The sequence below is a fragment of the Pseudomonas sp. AMR01 genome (assembly GCF_041946035.1).
GTDB lineage: Bacteria > Pseudomonadota > Gammaproteobacteria > Pseudomonadales > Pseudomonadaceae > Aquipseudomonas > Aquipseudomonas antarctica_B.
On record NZ_JAUTYR010000008.1, the window covers coordinates 122,576 to 138,409 of the forward strand.

Annotated in this window: 15 protein-coding genes and 1 riboswitch; of the genes, 11 read left to right on the plus strand and 4 right to left on the minus strand. The window is 61.2% G+C overall.

Annotated elements, in window-relative coordinates:
* Positions 1–220: 220 nt before the first annotated feature.
* From Q7C20_RS10300 to purM, 3 genes are read right to left on the minus strand one after another with little or no spacing between them, the layout of a single operon-like run.
* Positions 221–934, minus strand: coding sequence for a DUF3108 domain-containing protein (locus Q7C20_RS10300; RefSeq protein ID WP_348059491.1), 714 nt, complete (start codon positions 932–934; stop codon positions 221–223).
* 8 nt (positions 935–942) lie between these two features.
* Positions 943–1,593, minus strand: coding sequence for a phosphoribosylglycinamide formyltransferase (purN, locus tag Q7C20_RS10305; protein WP_375067107.1), 651 nt, complete (start codon positions 1,591–1,593; stop codon positions 943–945).
* On the minus strand, positions 1,593–2,651 hold the full coding sequence (gene purM / locus Q7C20_RS10310) for a phosphoribosylformylglycinamidine cyclo-ligase (RefSeq protein ID WP_071482944.1): 1,059 nt from the start codon (positions 2,649–2,651) through the stop codon (positions 1,593–1,595). The genes purN and purM overlap by 1 nt, the downstream gene beginning before the upstream one ends.
* 343 nt (positions 2,652–2,994) lie before the next feature.
* On the opposite strand from purM, the gene Q7C20_RS10315 reads away from it, so the two are divergent.
* The 5 genes from Q7C20_RS10315 (at position 2,995) to Q7C20_RS10335 (ending at position 7,627) form a co-directional block, all read left to right on the plus strand.
* Positions 2,995–4,035 carry a DUF2066 domain-containing protein gene (locus Q7C20_RS10315; protein WP_375067109.1) on the plus strand — a complete coding sequence of 347 codons (1,041 nt, stop codon included), beginning with the start codon at positions 2,995–2,997 and terminating at the stop codon, positions 4,033–4,035.
* Between the two features lie 66 nt (positions 4,036–4,101).
* Positions 4,102–5,175, plus strand: coding sequence for an AI-2E family transporter (locus tag Q7C20_RS10320; protein WP_375067111.1), 1,074 nt, complete (start codon positions 4,102–4,104; stop codon positions 5,173–5,175).
* A 202-nt stretch (positions 5,176–5,377) separates the two neighbouring features.
* Positions 5,378–6,082 carry a DnaA regulatory inactivator Hda gene (gene hda, locus Q7C20_RS10325; RefSeq protein ID WP_348055668.1) on the plus strand — a complete coding sequence of 235 codons (705 nt, stop codon included), beginning with the start codon at positions 5,378–5,380 and terminating at the stop codon, positions 6,080–6,082.
* Positions 6,083–6,295: 213 nt separating this feature from the next.
* Complete coding sequence (locus Q7C20_RS10330) at positions 6,296–6,940, plus strand: C40 family peptidase (protein ID WP_375067113.1); 645 nt, start codon at positions 6,296–6,298, stop codon at positions 6,938–6,940.
* Positions 6,941–7,084: 144 nt separating this feature from the next.
* Complete coding sequence (locus Q7C20_RS10335; protein WP_375067115.1) at positions 7,085–7,627, plus strand: C40 family peptidase; 543 nt, start codon at positions 7,085–7,087, stop codon at positions 7,625–7,627.
* Positions 7,628–7,758: 131 nt separating this feature from the next.
* On the opposite strand, the gene Q7C20_RS10340 is transcribed toward Q7C20_RS10335, so the two are convergent.
* Positions 7,759–9,072, minus strand: coding sequence for a PQQ-dependent sugar dehydrogenase (locus tag Q7C20_RS10340; protein ID WP_375067116.1), 1,314 nt, complete (start codon positions 9,070–9,072; stop codon positions 7,759–7,761).
* 99 nt (positions 9,073–9,171) lie between these two features.
* Positions 9,172–9,420: riboswitch (cobalamin riboswitch) on the plus strand.
* Positions 9,421–9,499: 79 nt separating this feature from the next.
* Between Q7C20_RS10340 and cobO the strand changes: the two genes are divergently transcribed.
* Genes cobO through Q7C20_RS10370 form a run of 6 tightly spaced genes read left to right on the plus strand, consistent with a single transcriptional unit; the run spans position 9,500 to position 15,481 of the window.
* Positions 9,500–10,111: a cob(I)yrinic acid a,c-diamide adenosyltransferase gene (gene cobO, locus Q7C20_RS10345; protein ID WP_375067118.1), complete on the plus strand. Its 612-nt coding sequence runs from the start codon at positions 9,500–9,502 to the stop codon at positions 10,109–10,111.
* Positions 10,108–11,499, plus strand: a complete 1,392-nt coding sequence (locus Q7C20_RS10350; RefSeq protein ID WP_375067120.1) for a cobyrinate a,c-diamide synthase — start codon at positions 10,108–10,110, stop codon at positions 11,497–11,499. The genes cobO and Q7C20_RS10350 overlap by 4 nt, the downstream gene beginning before the upstream one ends.
* Positions 11,496–12,146 (plus strand): 5,6-dimethylbenzimidazole synthase, encoded by a 651-nt coding sequence (bluB, locus tag Q7C20_RS10355; RefSeq protein WP_375067122.1) that lies wholly within the window; start codon positions 11,496–11,498, stop codon positions 12,144–12,146. The genes Q7C20_RS10350 and bluB overlap by 4 nt, the downstream gene beginning before the upstream one ends.
* Positions 12,143–13,051 carry an adenosylcobinamide-phosphate synthase CbiB gene (cbiB, locus tag Q7C20_RS10360; RefSeq protein WP_375067123.1) on the plus strand — a complete coding sequence of 303 codons (909 nt, stop codon included), beginning with the start codon at positions 12,143–12,145 and terminating at the stop codon, positions 13,049–13,051. Before bluB ends, cbiB begins: the two co-directional genes overlap by 4 nt.
* Positions 13,044–14,033: a threonine-phosphate decarboxylase CobD gene (gene cobD, locus Q7C20_RS10365; protein ID WP_348055653.1), complete on the plus strand. Its 990-nt coding sequence runs from the start codon at positions 13,044–13,046 to the stop codon at positions 14,031–14,033. Before cbiB ends, cobD begins: the two co-directional genes overlap by 8 nt.
* Positions 14,030–15,481: a cobyric acid synthase gene (locus Q7C20_RS10370; RefSeq protein ID WP_375067125.1), complete on the plus strand. Its 1,452-nt coding sequence runs from the start codon at positions 14,030–14,032 to the stop codon at positions 15,479–15,481. The genes cobD and Q7C20_RS10370 overlap by 4 nt, the downstream gene beginning before the upstream one ends.
* Positions 15,482–15,834 lie beyond the last annotated feature (353 nt).

The following is a 15,834-nucleotide window of genomic DNA, read 5'->3' on the forward strand; positions in this document are numbered from 1 at the left end:
GACAAAGGTTTCATGTTTGAGTGGGTCTTTTATCTCGTGTTGAGGCTGCTGACGCCTTCGCGAGCAAGCCCGCTCCCACACATGACCGAGCTCCAACATGAGCACGCGGTCGAATGTGGGAGCGGGCTTGCTCGCGAAGGCGGCAGAAGCTTTAACATAGAATCTGCAGACGAAAAAAAGCCCCGCATTCAGCGAGGCTCTTTTTTGACTCATCAGCCCATCAGCTACCTTTGACAGACTTACCGTCAACGGTGCCGTCCAGCAGCATGATGTTGTATTCCTTGCCGTCGGTTTCCACCTGACGCAGGGCAACCAGAATGCCGTCCCAGTCTTTGGCAAACCACATCTGGGTGATGCGCTTGCTTTGCGACGGGTCGCGCACACGCTCAACCTTGATCGCGTCAATGGTGCCGGCTTTGGTCTGGACCTTTTCCGGGCCGATCACGCGGAAGTCGTAGGTGTCGACGTCGGTCCCTTCAGCCACGCGATAGCTCATGCTTTTTTTGCCGGCGGCGACGTCGCGTTGCAAGGCAAGCTGGTATGTCGACTTGTCGAGCATGCCGCTTTCAAGGGTGACGTTCACCGGGTCTTTGTTTTCAAAGCCCGTGATTTTTTTGGTTGCCTGATCGAAATCCAGGTTGATCTTCTTCGCCTTGCCCAGACCGCCGCGTTCGAAGGAGTAGCTCTTCGGTTGCAGGGCGTCCTTGTCGAACAGGATTACGCTGGTTTCGGTGAGGCTGGCGATCATCATGGAAGCCTTGAAATTCAAGGTCCAGGTGCCATCACTGTTCTTGGTCAGGCTGCGTTCGGCCGAACCACTCATGGGCAACTGTTTCCAGTCGGCGGTGTAGCTGGCGGAGAAAGGGTGAAGGTCTGCTGCTTGCACGGCTGGCAAGGCGAACAGCGCAAAAGCGAAGAGCAAGGCGCGACGCATAAAATCTCCTAGGTTCGAATCAAGTGGCCGCTGGCCGCGAGTAACTGACCGTCCAATAATGCACCCTGTTCGCAGAGAATCAACCGGCCCTCGGCGAACCAGCGAACAGCCAGTGGGTAAATCTTGTGTTCCTGGGCGTGAACCCGTTGCGCAAGTGTCTGCGCCGAATCTGCAGACTCTACCGGAACCACTGCCTGTACGACCAGAGGCCCGCCGTCGAGTTCCTCGGTCACAAAGTGCACGCTGCAGCCATGCTCGCTGTCGCCAGCGTCTAGCGCGCGCTGGTGCGTGTGCAAACCTTTGTATTTGGGCAGCAGGGAAGGGTGGATATTGAGCAGGCGCCCTTCGTAGTGCCGCACGAAATCAGCGCTGAGGATGCGCATGAAACCGGCAAGTACTACAAGTTTTGGCTTGAAGGCGTCTATGAGTTCGATCAAGGCGCTGTCGAAGGCCTCGCGGCCCTCGAAAGCCTTGTGATCCAGCGAGCGGGTGTCGATGCCCGCGCCCCTGGCGCGTTGCAGGCCGTAGGCGTCGCTGCGGTTGGAAATCACCGCAGCGATGCGCACCGGGCTGTCGCCGGTACGCGTGCTGTCGATCAGGGCCTGCAAGTTACTGCCGGTGCCGGAAAGCAGCACCACGACATCACAGGTCGCAGACATTAATGAGCCTTGAGGTTTTTCAGTTCAACCTGAGCTGCGCCTTCCGGAGCAGTCGCGATCTGGCCGATGACCCAAGGCTGCTCGCCTGCTTCACGCAGTACGTTCAGCGCGGTGTCCACGTGCTCTTGAGCCACGCAGATGACCATGCCCACGCCGCAGTTCAGCACGCGGTGCATTTCGGTTTCGTTGACGTTGCCTTTTTCTTGCAGCCAGTCGAACACGGCAGGGCGCGTCCAGCTTGCTACGTCAACAATCGCCTGGGCGCCTTTTGGCAGCACGCGCGGGATGTTGTCCAGCAGGCCGCCGCCGGTGATGTGGGCCATGGCTTTGACTGCGCCAGTGTCCTTGATCAGCTTGAGCAGTGGCTTGACGTAGATGCGCGTCGGGGCCATCAACAGGTCGGTCAGCGGCTTGCCGTCGAGCTGGATGGTTTCGATGTCGGCGCCGGACACTTCGATGATCTTGCGGATCAGCGAGTAACCGTTGGAGTGCGGGCCGGAGGATGGCAGCGCGAGCAGGGCGTCACCGGCAGCGACTTTGGAGCCGTCGATGATTTCGGATTTTTCTACAACACCAACGCAGAAGCCGGCCAGGTCGTAGTCTTCGCCTTCGTACATGCCTGGCATTTCAGCGGTTTCACCGCCAACCAGCGAGCAACCCGACAGTTCGCAGCCAGCGCCGATGCCAGTCACAACCTGGGTTGCGGTCTCGACGTTGAGCTTGCCGGTGGCGTAGTAGTCAAGGAAGAACAACGGCTCGGCGCCGCACACCACCAGGTCGTTGACGCACATGGCGACCAGGTCGATGCCGATGCTGTCGTGCTTGTTCAGGTTCAGCGCCAGACGCAGCTTGGTGCCCACGCCGTCGGTGCCGGAGACCAGAACCGGCTGTTTGTAGCCGGCCGGGATTTCGCAGAGGGCGCCAAAACCGCCCAGGCCGCCCATGACTTCGGGGCGCGCAGTGCGCTTGGCGACGCTCTTGATGCGTTCGACCAATGCTTCACCGGCGTCGATGTCTACACCGGCGTCCTTGTAGCTCAGGGAGGGTTGCTTGCTCATGATCCAGGCCTTTAGGGGGGATTTCTGGGTAACGACCGAGCTGGCGGGGCTTTCATTGAAGAGGCTCAGCCGTTGACGGTCTGCGAAGGCGCGCGATTTTATCAGGCTTGAGGGGCAGCGGCCATCCTCGGGCCGACGGGCAGGGCCATATAGGTTAAAAAAATGCTGATTGGGTCTGCCATGGCACCCATTAAGGTATAGCCTTGAATCCGCTATCGTTATGACAGTATGAAAACTTACCAGGACCCCGTGAATGTTTTACCGGTCGCTGCTGTCACAGCCTTGCCAAGCCGAGTTCACGCGGTCTGTTCCAGCCGCTAAATTTGTCGTTCGGGAATCTTCCATGCGTCTGTGTAAATTCTTTTTTGTAGGCTGCTTGTCCTTTGTCAGCCTGGCGAGTCATGCCGAAACCCTCAATGGCCTCTATCAAGTGCTTGAACCGGTCAGCAGCCAGTCGCCCCAAGAGCGCGACCAAGCCACCCAGCATGCCGTGCAAACCCTGGTGATTCGCCTGACGGGCGACGCCAAGGCCGCCGAGGGGCCAGGCCTGGCGGCAATCCGCAAAGACCCGCAACAAATCATCAGCCAATACGGCTACGACGCCGGACCACCGGAAAGCCTGCAAGTGGATTTCGACCCCGTCAGCACCGACCGCGCGTTGCGCGAAGCGGGCTTGTCCATTTGGGGCAGCAATCGGCCATCGATCCTCGGCTGGTGGCTGAACGATTCCACCGAAGGCAGCAGCTTGATCGGTGACGGCCAGGCGGTTGCCCAAGCCCTGCGTCGCGCAGCCCAGCACCGTGGTTTGCCGTTGCGCTTGCCGCTGGGCGACTTGCAGGAGCAGGTTGTGGCCACTGCGCCTAATCTTGAAAGCGCAGATGCCACGCCACTGCGCGCCGCTTCCGAGCGCTACGGCGCCGACGCCTTGCTCGCGGTTCACGCTCGCCAGGAAGGCAGCCAATGGCAGGCCAAATGGCGCCTGTGGTTGGGCGACAAGAGCGAGCAGGGCACTGCGCAAGGTGCCGACACCGGCGCGGTCGCTGACGCGGTGATGCTGGCGGTCAGCCAAAAACTGGCGCCGCGTTTTGCGGTCAAACCGGGCGTCACCACTGAACAATTGCTCGAAGTACAGGGCATGACCCTGGAGCGCTATGCCGCGCTGGGTCATCTGCTGGAGCCGTTTGGCGGTCAGCCGCAGCGCGTGGATGGCAATCGGATTGTGTATCGCGTCAACGGCAGCGCCGATCAGTTACGCACTCAGTTGAGCCTGGCCAAGCTGACGGAGGTGCCTGCAGGTGAGGCGCCTGCTCAGCCACCGGTAGCGGACGGCACTCAGCCGCCTGCCGCTCCCGAGCCTCAGGCGCAACTGCGTTTTCGCTGGTAAGTAAGAAGTGAGTGGTCTTCCTTCTATATATAGAAGTGGGCAATAGATAATCAGAAGGAGTGGTATATGGCGGATACGCGTCGTTGGGTGTGGCTTGGCGGGATTGTCCTGCTGTGCGTGTTTGTGTTCTTGCTGCATTCGATCCTGACGCCGTTTCTGGTGGCGTTGCTGCTCGCTTATCTGTTCGATCCCGTAGTGGATCGCCTGGAGAAAGCCGGCCTGTCACGCACCTGGGGCGTGGTGGCGGTGTTTGCCCTGTTTACCATGATCATCACTGCGCTGGTGTTGGTGTTGGTGCCGATGTTGGCCAAGCAGCTGTTCCGTCTGTATGAACTGGCGCCGCAGATGCTTGATTGGTTGCAGCACACGGCCATGCCGTGGGCCCAGGCCAAGTTGGGGCTGGCGGATGGTTTTTGGAAGTTCGACAAGGTCAAGGCGGCCATCAGCGAGCACATGGGCCAGACCACCGATATTGTCGGTGTGGTGCTCAGTCAAGCCACGGCGTCCAGCCTGGCGTTGATTGGCTGGCTGACCAACCTGGTGCTGATTCCGGTGGTGGCGTTCTACCTGTTGCGCGACTGGGACATCATGATGGCCAAGATCCGCAGCCTGCTGCCGCGCGACCGTGAGGAGCAAGTCGTCTCGCTGGCGGAGGAGTGCCACGAGGTGCTCGGCGCGTTCGTGAGGGGTCAATTGCTGGTGATGCTGGCGCTGGGGATTATCTATGCCGCAGGCTTGATGGCGATTGGGCTGGAGCTGGGTCTATTGATCGGCTTGATCGCAGGCTTGGCCGCTATCGTGCCGTACATGGGGTTCGTGATTGGTATTGGCGCCGCGTTGGTGGCGGGGCTGTTCCAGTTTGGCGGCGACCTGTACCCGATGCTCGGGATTGTCGCGGTGTTCATGGTGGGCCAGGCGCTGGAAGGCATGGTGCTCACGCCGTTGCTGGTCGGCGACCGGATTGGCCTGCACCCGGTGGCGGTGATCTTTGCGATCCTGGCTGGCGGCGAGCTGTTCGGTTTTACCGGCATCTTGCTGGCTCTGCCGGTGGCGGCGGTGATCATGGTGCTGCTGCGCCATCTGCATGATCTGTACAAGCATTCGGATGCGTACGCCGGGGTCGAAGACCCCAAACTGTAACCTTTGCATCACAAACCCGGCTCCGGCCGGGTTTGTCGTTTCTGGGGCAGGCGGCAAGGCTATTTGCGCAAATCGCCCCAAGTAACGCAAACCTTTGATTTTGCTTGCGGTCTGTTGCATTGTGCGCCCAGCGTCACGGGTATAAACTTTGCAAACTTTACACAGAGGCCACCAACGGCTCGTTTGGAGCCGTTCAGTCAGCATGAAACCGATTCAGCTGCCCTTGGGTGTGCGTCTGCGTGACGACGCCACCTTCATCAATTACTACCCAGGCGCCAATGCCGCTGCACTCGGCTATGTCGAGCGGCTCTGCGAAGCCGACGCCGGGTGGACTGAAAGCCTGATCTATCTGTGGGGCAAGCACGGCGTGGGGCGTACCCACCTGTTACAGGCAGCATGCCTGCGCTTTGAGCAGATGGGTGAACGGGCGGTTTACCTACCGCTGGCCGAGTTGATGGATCGCGGTATCGGAATTTTCGACCACCTCGAACAATACGAACTGGTCTGCCTTGATGACCTGCAAGTCATCGCCGGCAAGGCGGAGTGGGAAGAGGCGCTGTTTCACCTGTTCAATCGCCTGCGCGACAGCGGCCGACGTTTGTTGATTGCCGCTTCCACCTCGCCGCGCGAGCTGCCGGTGAAGCTGGCTGACCTCAAGTCGCGCCTGACCCTGGCACTGATCTTCCAGATGCGCCCCTTGTCTGACGAAGACAAATTGCGCGCCCTGCAATTGCGCGCGTCCCGTCGCGGCCTGCACCTGACTGACGAAGTCGGGCACTTTATCCTCACACGTGGCACCCGCAGCATGAGCGCGTTGTTCGACTTGCTCGAACAGCTCGATCAGGCCTCGTTGCAGGCCCAGCGCAAGCTCACCATTCCCTTCCTGAAAGAAACTCTCGGCTGGTAGCCAGCCCAGTCAAACCGGGGCTTTCGGCAAATTTCAGGTGCCAGAAAGCCTGCGTTTGGGCCGGTATTGCCACGCAAATGCCATCAATGGGGAGTTAAGGGCTTAGATGTCATCGTTCAAACCAGAAGTCACATAGATCACGATTGAATTTGCAAATCGATCTGATAGTGGGCATAGTCTCGGCTTCTTTACATACCAGCCACGGTCGTGCCCATGCTAAATCGCTTCGCACCCCTCGTGCCTCTCGCACTTGTAACCCTTTTGTTTGGTTGCGCCTCCCACCCTCAGCAGGTGGTCGAGCAGCAAAAAAGCCAACAACAATCCCAAGCCAAATTCGTTGCATCGCAGTCTTCCTCTGTTTATCAGGAAGCTCTTTACAATGAAGAACGGGCAACCGAAAAAGAATTGGTCAACTTTGCTGGTCGCAAGCCTTACCAGCTTCCCGTTCTGGCTGACAGCATTCTTGAACGCGGCATGTCCCTGATCGGTACCCGTTACCGTTTCGGCGGTACCTCTGAAGCCGGTTTCGACTGCAGTGGCTTTATCGGCTACCTGTTTCGTGAAGAAGCCGGCATGAACCTGCCGCGCTCGACCCGCGAAATGATCAACGTGGATGCACCGTTGGTCGCACGCAACAACCTCAAGCCCGGTGATCTGCTTTTCTTCAGTACAGCAGGCCGTGGCCGTGTCAGCCACGCCGGTATCTACTTGGGCGATAACCAGTTTATCCACTCCAGCAGCCGTCGCAGTGGTGGTGTTCGCGTCGACAACCTGGGTGACAGTTACTGGAGCAAAACCTTCATTGAAGCCAAGCGCGCACTCGCCATGGCCCCGACGACGGTTACCGCTAGTAAGTAAAGTTAAAGTGATACTTGAAGTTTGATGTGTAAGCGCTAGAATCCCTGGATATTGTTGGAATCCGTTCGCGCGAGCTTTGCTTGCGCGTTCTGGTTTTCAGCCTTCGGCAGCGAAAGCCGCATCCAGACCAGGATTGTTCTGCACATGTCGAACTCGGCCCGCCTCATTCTTCTCGTTTGCGCCGCGCTCCTCAGCGCCTGCTCAAGCCGTCCGCCGCCGCCCGCTGCTCCCGTAGCAGTGAAGCCCAAGCCGGTGTTCAACTATTCCGTCCAAAACTATTCGCCTGCGGCTGAAGACGTGCTCTTTCGCGCGCTGGGCCTGGTCGGCACGCCGTATCGTTGGGGCGGCAATACGCCGGACTCCGGGTTTGATTGCAGCGGCCTGATCGGTTTTGTGTTCCGCGACGCCGCCGGGATCTCCCTGCCGCGTACCACCCGTGAACTGATCGTGATGCGTGCGCAAGACGTCAGCGAGCAAAACCTGCAAACCGGTGACTTGCTGTTTTTTGCCACGGGTGGCGGTTCTCGTGTGAGCCACGCCGGGATCTACGTGGGCGAAGGCCGCTTTGTGCATGCGCCGCAGACGGGCGGTACGGTGAAGCTGGACACCTTGTCCAAGGCGTATTGGCAGAATGCCTACCTGAGCGCCAAGCGCGTGTTGCCGGCCAATCTGGCGCGCAACCCGTAAAGGCACACAGAGACCAGTGTGGGAGCTGGCTTGCCTGCGATGCAGTCAACTCGGTGTCTCAGTTGCACTGCGGCGATGCTATCGCAGGCAAGCCAGCTCCCACATTTGCTTTGTGTTGTGCTTGAAATCGGCTACTTAGCCGCCGACACCCGCCACACCTTATTCCCCACATCATCTGCCACCAGCAAATCCCCCTGCTGATCAATCACAACGCCCACCGGCCGGCCCATGGCTTTCTCGTCCTTGTCGAGGAACCCGGTCAGCACATCCACCGGCTGCCCTTTAGGCTGGCCACCTTCGAACGGCACGAAAATCACCTTGTAGCCACTGTGCGGCTTGCGGTTCCACGAACCGTGCTGGCCGATAAACGCGCCGTTGCTGAACTGCGCAGGGAGTTTGCTGCCCTCGGCGAACGTCAGGCCCAGCGATGCGGTATGCGGGCCCACGGCGTAATCCGGCGCAATCGCCTTGGCCACCAGGTCCGGGCTCTGCGGGTTTACCCGCACATCCACGTGCTGCCCGTAGTAACTGAATGGCCAGCCATAGAACGCGCCATCCTTGACCGAGGTGATGTAGTCCGGAACCAGGTCGCTGCCGATCTCGTCGCGCTCATTCACTGCGGTCCACAGCTTGCCGCTTTGTGGTTCCCAGGCCATGCCGTTGGGGTTACGCAGGCCTGAGGCGAAAATGCGGTGCTGGCCCGTGGCACGGTCCACTTCCCAGATCGCCGCCCGACCTTCTTCGGCCGCCAGGCCGTTCTCGCCAACGTTGCTGTTGGAGCCAACGCTCACGTACAGCTTACTGCCGTCCTTGCTCGCCACCACGTTTTTGGTCCAGTGGTGGTTGATGCTGCCACCTGGCAAGTCGACGACCTTTGTACCGGCCTGCTTGATCACGGTTTCGCCCGGTTGGTAGGGAAAACGCAGCAGCTTGTCCGAATCCGCCACATACAGGTCATTGCCCACCAGGGTCATGCCGAAGGGCGAGTTCAGATTTTCCAGAAACACCGTGCGCGTTTCGGCCACACCATCGTGGTCGGCATCGCGCAGCAGCGTGATGCGGTTCGGGCTGGGTACGCCCGCGCCGGCACGGCCCATAACCTTTTCCATTACCCAGCCGCGTATGCCTGCGGAATCATCCGGCTTGGGCGGTGCATTGGTTTCGGCCACCAGCACATCGCCGTTGGGCAGCACATACAACCAGCGCGGGTGATCGAGCCCTTCGGCAAACGCAGCCACCTGGGTGCCTGCGGCGGCGGTCGGCTTCATGCCATCAGGCCAGCCAATTGCCGGGGCGATGTTCACGGTGGGGATCAGGGTTTTGTTCGGCTCCGGCAATTTGGGCGAAGGCCCGGTGCCGTCGGACACCTGCAAGGTAGAGCTTTCACCGCAGGCGGCGAGGGTGCCGGCGACCATGATCAGTAAGGCAAGTCTTGTTTTATGCATGGTTTTCTCCTGAATACCTGTAAGGGTAGAGGAGTGCGGCAGTGGGATGGTTCAAGTGCAAGGCCAGCTTTAATTGACGCTCCACCCCCAACCCACTAACCTTCGCGGCTTGTTCCAGGTGCTCTGTGGCCCGTGGGTCGACAGAGTGAAACAGGGAAGCCGGTGAGTGAGCGCACTTGTACACAGTGCTGCCGCAACTCCGGCGCTGCCCCCGCAACGGTAAATGAGTGAAAACGGTGCTTTTTGCCACTGTATCGCACGCGATATGGGAAGGCGCATCGTCGGTTGCCCTCTCCACGAGAGCGCCACTCATGAGCCCGGAGACCGGCCTGGATCATCCAACAGCATCACGGTGGGCGATGCTTGGCTGTCTGTTTTTGTCTTTTTCCTGCCCGCCGTTTTTGTCCAGCCCCAACGGAGAGCTGCCATGACTGATTCCCCCGACCGCGAAGAACGCCACCTGGCGCGCATGCTGCGCAAAAAAGCCGTGATCGACGAGCGCATCGCCAATTCCCCCAACGAGTGCGGATTGTTGCTGGTGCTCACCGGTAACGGCAAAGGCAAGAGCAGCTCGGCGTTTGGCATGCTCGCCCGCGCCATGGGCCACGGCATGCAGTGCGGCGTGGTGCAGTTCATCAAGGGCCGCCACAGCACCGGTGAAGAGATGTTCTTCCGTCGCTTCCCCGAACAAGTACGTTTCCATGTGATGGGCGAAGGCTTTACCTGGGAAACCCAGGACCGCCAGCGCGACATCGCCGCCGCCGAAGCCGCGTGGGTCGTGTCCCGCGAACTGCTGCAAGACCCCGCCATCGGCATGGTAGTGCTGGACGAGTTGAACATCGCCCTCAAGCACGGCTACCTCGACCTCGACCAGGTGCTCAGCGACCTGCAAGCCCGCCCGCCGATGCAACACGTGGTGGTCACCGGCCGTGGCGCCAAACCTGAGCTGATTGAGCTGGGCGACACCGTCACCGAAATGGGCATGCTCAAGCACGCGTTCCAAGCCGGGATCAAGGCACAGAAGGGCGTCGAACTTTGAATCAGCCCCGTCATTGCCCGGCTGTCCTGATCGCCGCACCGGCGTCCGGCCAGGGCAAAACCACCGTCACCGCCGCACTCGCGCGCTTGCACCGCAACCTGGGGCGCAAGGTGCGCGTGTTCAAATGCGGGCCGGACTTTCTCGACCCCATGATTCACGAGCGCGCCAGCGGTGCGCCGGTGTATCAATTGGACATGTGGATGGTCGGCGAACAGGAAAGCCGCCGCTTGCTGTGGGAAGCCGCAGGCGAGGCCGACCTGATATTGATCGAGGGCGTGATGGGCCTGTTCGACGGCACGCCGTCCAGTGCTGACCTGGCGCGCCACTTCGGCGTGCCGGTACTCGGCGTGATCGACGGCACGGCCATGGCTCAGACCTTTGGCGCGCTGGCCCTGGGCCTGGCGCGTTATCAACCCGACTTGCCGTTCGCCGGCGTGCTGGCCAACCGCGTCGGCACCCTGCGCCACGCGCAACTGCTGGAAGGCAGCCTCACTGAAGGCTTGCGCTGGTACGGCGCATTGTCTCGAGAAACCGGGATCGAATTGCCCAGCCGTCATCTGGGCCTGGTGCAAGCCAGCGAGCTAAATGACCTCGACATGCGCCTGGACGCCGCCGCTCAAGCGCTGGGCAGCAGTTGCGAAGTCGCCGTGCCGCCGCCGGTGACCTTTGCCGTACCGGAAGTGATCAAGGCCGAGCCGTTGCTCACGGGCGTGCGCATTGCTGTGGCCCGCGACGAGGCCTTCGCCTTCACCTACGGCGCCAGCCTCGACCTGTTGCGGGCAATGGGCGCCGAGTTGCACTTCTTCTCGCCGATCCACGACCGCGAGTTGCCCGACGCCGACAGCCTCTATCTGCCCGGTGGTTACCCGGAACTGCACCACACGGCGCTGTCGGAAAATACCCCGATGCTCGATGCGATTCGCGCCCATCACGCCGCCGGCAAACCGTTGTTGGCCGAGTGTGGTGGCATGCTCTATCTGCTCGATTCGCTCACCGATGTCGACGGTACCCGCGCCGAGCTGGTTGGCCTGCTGCAAGGCGATGCGGTGATGCAGAAAAAACTGGCGGCCCTGGCGCTGCAAAGCGTCGAGCTGCCGGAAGGTGTATTGCGTGGCCACACCTATCACCATTCGCTGACCAGCACCGAGTGGGAGCCGATTGCCCGTGGCGTGAGCCCGAATGGCGGGCGCGGTGCCGAATCGGTTTATCGGCAGGGGCGGATGACGGCTTCCTATGTGCACTTTTATTTTCCGTCGAATCCGGCTGCTGTGGCCGCATTGTTTGCGCCTGATCGGGAGGCCGCCATCGCAGGCCAGCCAGCTCCCACACTGGAGGGTGTTTCAACTCGGTCAACTGTGGGAGCGGGCTTGCCCGCGATAGGGCCATGACCGACAACGCCTTCCCTCAAGCCGACCGCGACGCCGTCTACCGCGCCATCGCCGAACGCCGCGACATGCGCCACTTCACCGGTGGCACCGTCGCTCCCGAGTTGTTGCACCGCCTGCTCCAGGCTGCCCACCAGGCGCCCAGTGTCGGATTGATGCAGCCCTGGCGCTTCATTCGCATCAGCGACCGACAACTGCGTGGGAAAATTCAGCAGTTGGTGGAGGAAGAGCGCATCCGCACCGCCGAAGCCCTCGGCGAGCGCTCCGACGCGTTTATGAAGCTCAAGGTCGAAGGCATTCATGACTGCGCCGAAGTGTTGGTAGCGGCGCTGATGGATGATCGCGAGCGTCATATCTTTGGTCGTCGCACCTTGCCGGAAATGGACATGGCTTCACTGTCCTGTGCGATCCAGAATCTGTGGCTGGCGGCGCGCGTCGAAGGCCTTGGCATGGGCTGGGTCTCGCTGTTCGAGCCTCAGGCCCTGGCCGACTTGCTGGGCTTGCCACCCGGCGCAAAACCCCTGGCGGTGTTGTGTCTGGGACCGGTAGAGGCGTTCTACCCGGCACCGATGTTGCAGCTCGAAGGCTGGACCGATCCACGGCCGCTGAGTGACATGTTGTATGAAAATGTGTGGGGAGTGAGTCAATGAGTGTGGCCTTGCTGTGTGTCGCGGCAGTGGCGCTGGACGCGTTGCTGGGCGAGCCCAAGCGCTGGCATCCGCTGGTGGCGTTCGGCAATTTCGCCGGGCGCATCGAGAAACGTTTCAATGCCGGCGGCCGTGGCTGGCGCAGCCATGGCGTGACCGCGTGGTTCATCGCTGTCGTGCCGCTGACATTGCTGGCCACCGCCTTGTCGTGGGCGCCGTACATCGGCTGGGTGCTGGAAATTCTGGCGTTGTACTGCGCCCTCGGCATGCGCAGCCTGGGTGAACACGTGATCCCGGTGGCCCAGGCCCTGCGCAGCGGCGACCTGGACGAAGCGCGCAAACGCGTGAGCTATTTGGTCAGCCGCCAGACCACTGAATTGGATAGCACCGAAGTTGCCCGCGCCGCCACCGAATCAGTGTTGGAGAACGGCAGCGATGCGGTGGTTGCCGCGCTGTTCTGGTTTGTGGTCGCCGGTGTGCCGGGCGTGGTGCTCTATCGCCTGAGCAATACCCTTGACGCCATGTGGGGCTATCGCAACGAACGCTTCGAACGCTTCGGCTGGGCAGCGGCCAAAATCGACGATGTGCTGAACTACATTCCTGCACGTCTGGTGGCGTTGACCTACGCGGTATTGGGCAACACCCGACTGGCACTCAAATGCTGGCGCACCCAGGGCCCGACATGGGACAGCCCGAATGCCGGGCCGGTGATGGCGGCGGGCGCCGGTGCACTGGGAGTCGAACTGGGCGGCGCGGCGATTTATCACGGCGAGTTGCATCAGCGCCCGCAACTGGGAGAAGGCCCGGCAGCCGATGCCGATGCCATCGACCGAGGCTGGCAACTGGTGCAGCGCGGCGTATGGTTATGGCTGCTGATCCTTTGTGCAGGGGCGCAATTTTATGCTTGAACACGGTGGCCGGCTGCGCAAGGCGGCGATGCAGTACGGGATTGCCGAGGCCGACTGGCTCGACCTGTCCAGCGGCCTGGCGCCATGGCCGTGGCCGATCCCCGAAATCCCTCTACGCGCCTGGGCGCGGTTGCCGGAAACCGATGATGGCCTGGAGAAAGCCGCCAGCGAATATTACGGCGCCGCCCATGTGTTGCCGGTGCCAGGTTCCCAGGCCGCGATTCAGCTGTTGCCGCGCCTGCGTCGCACCGGCAAGGTCGGCGTGTTGTCGCCGTGCTATGCCGAGCATGCCGAAGCCTGGCGCCGTGCCGGGTACGTGGTGCGTGAGGTGCAGGAACAGGAAGTCGACTTCTTCCTCGACGGCCTCGACGTGCTGGTGGTGGTCAACCCCAACAACCCCACGGGGTTGAGCCTGGCGCCGCAGCGCCTGCTCGATTGGCACTCGCGGCTGGCGCAGCGCGGCGGCTGGCTGGTGGTGGACGAAGCGTTTATGGACGTCACTCCACAACTGAGCCTGGCGAGCCACGCCCATCAAGTCGGGCTGATTGTGCTGCGTTCCTTCGGTAAGTTCTTCGGCCTGGCCGGTGTGCGCCTGGGCTTCGTGCTGGCCGAGCGCAGGTTGCTCAAATTGCTCGCCGAGCAGGTCGGGCCATGGGCCGTCAGCGGGCCGACGCGGGTAATCGGCCAGGCGTGCTTGCGCGATACCGCTGGGCACACACGCCAACGTCTTCGCTGCATCGAAGCCGGCCAGCGTTTGTTTGAGCTGCTCGAGCGCCACGGCTTTCAACCCCACGGTGGCTGCGCCTTGTTTCAATGGCTGATCACCCCTCACGCCGAACGGCTGCACGAATTCATGGCCCAGCGCGGCATTCTGTTGCGCTTGTTTATCCATGACAGCAGTGTGCGTTTTGGTTTGCCCGACACCGAGGCGCAGTGGCTGCGAGTCGATGAAGCGCTGGCCGCCTACAAGGAAGTCTCATGACTACGTTGATGGTGCAGGGCACCACTTCCGATGCCGGCAAAAGTACCTTGGTCACTGCGTTGTGCCGTTGGCTGGTGCGCCAGGGTGTGGCGGTCGTGCCGTTCAAACCACAGAACATGGCGCTCAACAGCGCAGTCACCGCCGAGGGCGGCGAAATCGGTCGCGCCCAGGCCGTGCAGGCCCAGGCCGCTAACCTGGCGCCGCACACCGACATGAACCCGGTGCTGCTCAAGCCCAACAGCGACACCGGCTCCCAAGTGATCATCCACGGCCGTGCCGTCACCAGCATGAATGCGGTGGCCTATCACGACTACAAAGCCATCGCGATGCAGGCGGTGCTGGCTTCCCACGCGCGGTTAAGCGAAGCGTATCCGGTGGTGATGGTAGAAGGCGCGGGCTCCCCGGCGGAGATCAACCTACGCGCCAATGACATCGCCAATATGGGCTTTGCCGAGGCGGTGGATTGCCCGGTGTTGTTGATCGCCGATATCAACCGTGGCGGTGTGTTTGCCCATTTGGTCGGCACCCTTGAGTTGCTGTCGCCCACTGAGCAGGCGCGGGTCAAGGGGTTCATCATTAACCGCTTTCGCGGCGATATCGCACTGCTGCAACCGGGGCTGGATTGGCTGGAAGCGCGCACCGGCAAACCGGTGGTGGGTGTGTTGCCGTATGTGATGGACCTGCATCTGGAGGCTGAAGACGGTATCGACAGACGTCAGATCGACAAGGCGGCGCAGGTGCTCAAGGTGGTAGTGCCGGTGTTGCCGCGTATCAGCAACCACACCGATTTTGACCCGCTGCGTTTGCATCCGCAGGTGGATCTGCAGTTTGTCGGGCCGGGGCAGGCGATCCCTGCGGCGGACCTGATTATTTTGCCGGGCTCGAAAAGTGTGCGCAGTGATTTGGCGTATTTGCGCGCCAATGGGTGGGACACCGCCGTGGCGCGGCATTTGCGTTATGGCGGCAAGTTGCTGGGTATTTGCGGCGGCTTGCAGATGCTCGGCGAGCAGGTGCATGACCCTCTCGGGCTGGAGGGGCCTTGCGGGTCCAGTGAAGGGTTGGGGCTGTTGGCGTTCAGCACGACCCTTGAAGAAGAGAAGCAACTGCGCAATGTGCGCGGGCGGTTATTGCTTGAAGATGCCGAGGTCAGTGGGTATGAGATTCATGCCGGTGTGACGTCTGGCGATGCGTTGTCCCGAGCTGCGGTGTTGCTGGACGATGGCCGCAGCGACGGTGCTCAGAGTGCGGATGGGCAGATTTTTGGGACTTATCTGCATGGTTTGTTTGAGACGCCTGCGGCGTGCAGTGCTTTGTTGCGCTGGGCTGGGTTACAGGATGTGCAGGAGGTGGATTACCACGCTCTGCGCGAGCGGGATATTGAGCGGTTGGCGGATTTGGTAGAGCACCACCTCGATACCACTTTGTTGCGCACGTTATGTGGAATCTGATGGCCAAGTGTGGGAGCTGGGTTGCGGTGGGCATATCCGTTGCTGCGGTAACGGCGGCTGATGGTTCCGCTCTTACAGCGGGTCACTTTTGGAAAGGCCGGAAGCCGGCCCAGCCAAAAGTAACCAAAAGGCCTTCGCCCCACCACTCGGTGCCTCGCTTAGGCTCGGCATGCCCTCACTCCGGCCATCGTGGTTTACGGGGCGTCTCGGATCAAAATCAAAAGCAAGATCACAAGCACGGCGGCCTGAGAGCCGACCTGAGTGGTTGGATCAAAAGCAGATTGTGTGGGAGCTGGCTTGCCTGCGATGGCCGCGCCCCGTTTTCAGCTGACACCCCACAGTCGGCAGTCCCC

Bases quoted from the DNA above. Each gene is read 5' to 3' on its own strand.
- Q7C20_RS10300 (WP_348059491.1), bottom strand. From the start codon at position 934: ATGCGTCGCGCCTTGCTCTTCGCTTTTGCGCTGTTCGCCTTGCCAGCC.
- purN (WP_375067107.1), bottom strand. From the start codon at position 1,593: ATGTCTGCGACCTGTGATGTCGTGGTGCTGCTTTCCGGCACCGGCAGT.
- purM (WP_071482944.1), bottom strand. From the start codon at position 2,651: ATGAGCAAGCAACCCTCCCTGAGCTACAAGGACGCCGGTGTAGACATC.
- Q7C20_RS10315 (WP_375067109.1), top strand. From the start codon at position 2,995: ATGCGTCTGTGTAAATTCTTTTTTGTAGGCTGCTTGTCCTTTGTCAGC.
- Q7C20_RS10320 (WP_375067111.1), top strand. From the start codon at position 4,102: ATGGCGGATACGCGTCGTTGGGTGTGGCTTGGCGGGATTGTCCTGCTG.
- hda (WP_348055668.1), top strand. From the start codon at position 5,378: ATGAAACCGATTCAGCTGCCCTTGGGTGTGCGTCTGCGTGACGACGCC.
- Q7C20_RS10330 (WP_375067113.1), top strand. From the start codon at position 6,296: ATGCTAAATCGCTTCGCACCCCTCGTGCCTCTCGCACTTGTAACCCTT.
- Q7C20_RS10335 (WP_375067115.1), top strand. From the start codon at position 7,085: ATGTCGAACTCGGCCCGCCTCATTCTTCTCGTTTGCGCCGCGCTCCTC.
- Q7C20_RS10340 (WP_375067116.1), bottom strand. From the start codon at position 9,072: ATGCATAAAACAAGACTTGCCTTACTGATCATGGTCGCCGGCACCCTC.
- cobO (WP_375067118.1), top strand. From the start codon at position 9,500: ATGACTGATTCCCCCGACCGCGAAGAACGCCACCTGGCGCGCATGCTG.
- bluB (WP_375067122.1), top strand. From the start codon at position 11,496: ATGACCGACAACGCCTTCCCTCAAGCCGACCGCGACGCCGTCTACCGC.
- cbiB (WP_375067123.1), top strand. From the start codon at position 12,143: ATGAGTGTGGCCTTGCTGTGTGTCGCGGCAGTGGCGCTGGACGCGTTG.
- cobD (WP_348055653.1), top strand. From the start codon at position 13,044: ATGCTTGAACACGGTGGCCGGCTGCGCAAGGCGGCGATGCAGTACGGG.
- Q7C20_RS10370 (WP_375067125.1), top strand. From the start codon at position 14,030: ATGACTACGTTGATGGTGCAGGGCACCACTTCCGATGCCGGCAAAAGT.